The sequence below is a fragment of the Aliidiomarina sanyensis genome (genome assembly GCF_003987175.1).
Lineage (GTDB): Bacteria > Pseudomonadota > Gammaproteobacteria > Enterobacterales > Alteromonadaceae > Aliidiomarina > Aliidiomarina sanyensis.
The window spans coordinates 1-2,156 of the sequence record NZ_PIPM01000032.1 but is presented as its reverse complement, the minus strand read 5'-3'; the positions used below and the strand labels follow the sequence as shown (position 1 = coordinate 2,156).

Sequence of the window (2,156 nt, the reverse complement as noted above, 5' to 3'; positions counted from 1 at the left end):
AGTGTTACCAACGGAGTAAAATTGATCCACTGACAACGGTTTAAAAGTGATCCACCTGAGGCATCATAGCCGCACTTTTCAATATGACAAGGCGGCCTAACATGCTAACTCAGGAGCAACTAGTGGACATTCACGTTTTACACCGACAGGGATTGAGTAATCGCGAGATTGCACGCCGTCTTGGCATTTCCCGTAACACAGTAAAGAACTACCTGGCGCGGCCGACAGTAACGCCAAGCTATTCGGCGCGTGAAGCGCGCCCAACGAAGTTAGGCCCTTATGAGGGCTATCTTCGTGAACGGATTAAAGCCGCTGAGCCTGATTGGATACCGGCAACGGTTCTCTTTCGAGAGATAGAAGCCCAAGGTTATAACGGCGGCATGACTCAGTTGCGACAGTATGTATCGCAGTTTAAAAAGCCAGAAGCGAACGACCCAGTTGTTCGATTCGAAACCCAGCCCGGTGAGCAGTTGCAAGTTGATTTCACTAACATTAACCGCAACCGGCGCCGCATGAAAGGCTTTGTCGCAACGTTATCGTTTAGCCGTGCAACCTTCGTACACTTTTCAGTGCGCGAGCGCCAAGAAGATTGGTTGTACGGTTTAGAAGAAGCATTTGCCTTCTTCGGTGGTGTTACTCAACACGTTCTGTTTGATAACGCCAAGACCATTATGATTGAACGTGATGCATATGGCCCAGGGCAACATCGCTGGAACCCAGCGCTGCTCGAGTTTGCTAAGTACTACGGTTTCCAACCGCGAGCTTGCCGCCCTTACCGGGCTCGCACGAAGGGTAAGGTTGAGCGTTTCAACTCATATTTAAAAAGCAGCTTCATCACGCCATTAGCTACGAGTTTGAAGCAGCATGGCTTACGCTTTGATGTGTCGGTGGCCAACGCTCACATTGGCCCATGGATTGAACACGTTGCGCATCAGCGTATTCACGGTACAACCGGTCAGAAGCCGCAGATATTGCTTGAGCAAGAGCGGTTTCATTTACAACCGCTACCAGCTAAAGAACACGGTCGTATCGTGACATCATCCTCGAGCCGACCAACACCGATAGAGAGCTTACAGCACCCGCTGAGCGTTTATGACAGCTTGTTGGAGGGACGTTTATGAACCTTCAACAAGAACGCATACTAGACGCTTGTGAGACGCTCAAGCTCGGAACCATAAGTTCTGAGTGGTCTGCCGTAGCAGATAAAACAAGTGCTAAAGAAGGTACTTTTGCCGACTTTCTAGAGCAACTACTGCAGCTTGAGCTGCAAGCAAGGACACGACGAACACAAGAGACGCTTCTTAAGTTCGCTGGCTTTCCAGCATTAAAATCGTTCGATGATTACGATTTTAAGTTTGCTAGTGGCGCACCACGACAGCAACTAAAAGAGCTCACTGGTTTAGCGTTCGTTGAACGTGCCGAAAACATTGTATTACTCGGTCCTAGCGGCGTTGGTAAAAGCCACTTGGCTATCAGTCTGGGTTACCTTGCGGTCATGCGTGGCATTAAAACTCGGTTTATTACAGCAGCTGATTTAATGCTTCAGCTCGCAACTGCAAAAAGCCAAGGCCGACTTGAGCAGTACTTGAAGCGCAGTGTACTCGCGCCAAAGCTGCTCATTATTGATGAGATAGGTTATCTACCTTTCGGCCGCGATGAGGCAAACCTGTTCTTTAACGTTATCGCCAAACGATATGAACACGGTAGTGTCATCGTCACTAGCAACTTGCCATTTTCACAATGGTCGAATGCATTTGCCGATGACACAACGCTTACTGCGGCACTATTAGATCGGCTTCTGCATCATTCGCACATTGTGCAAATTAGTGGTGAGAGCTTCCGACTAAAGGGCAAAAAAGCTGCCGGAATCATACCTGCAGTTGAAACAAGCACAGAAGTACTTGTTGATGCCTAAATGCAGCAATGGATCAGTTAAATACCGTTGTTTTGCACGAAAATGGCCGTTAAGGTGGATCAATTTTATTCCGATGCTTTTCGGATAAACCGCAAACCGGCCAAGATAATTGACGCTGAGTAAGCACTTTTGTGGATCACTTTGTAGTCGGCGTCTGAAGTATAAAATTAGCTAAGGGTGGATCACTTTTACTCCGTTGTTTTTAGGACAAAAGTGGATCAGTTTTCACCCGTTGTTGACA

Annotated in this window: 2 protein-coding genes; both read left to right on the top strand. The window is 47.8% G+C overall.

The genetic code is table 11. The annotated features are described in order from the left end of the window. Nucleotides 1–101: 101 nt before the first annotated feature. Nucleotides 102–1,121, top strand: coding sequence for an IS21 family transposase (istA, locus tag CWE11_RS11925; RefSeq protein WP_126777847.1), 1,020 nt, complete (start codon nucleotides 102–104; stop codon nucleotides 1,119–1,121). After that, entirely contained in the window at nucleotides 1,118–1,915 is a 798-nt protein-coding gene (istB, locus tag CWE11_RS11920; RefSeq protein WP_126777846.1) for an IS21-like element helper ATPase IstB, read from the top strand. The genes istA and istB overlap by 4 nt, the downstream gene beginning before the upstream one ends. The last annotated feature ends 241 nt before the right edge of the window (nucleotides 1,916–2,156 follow it).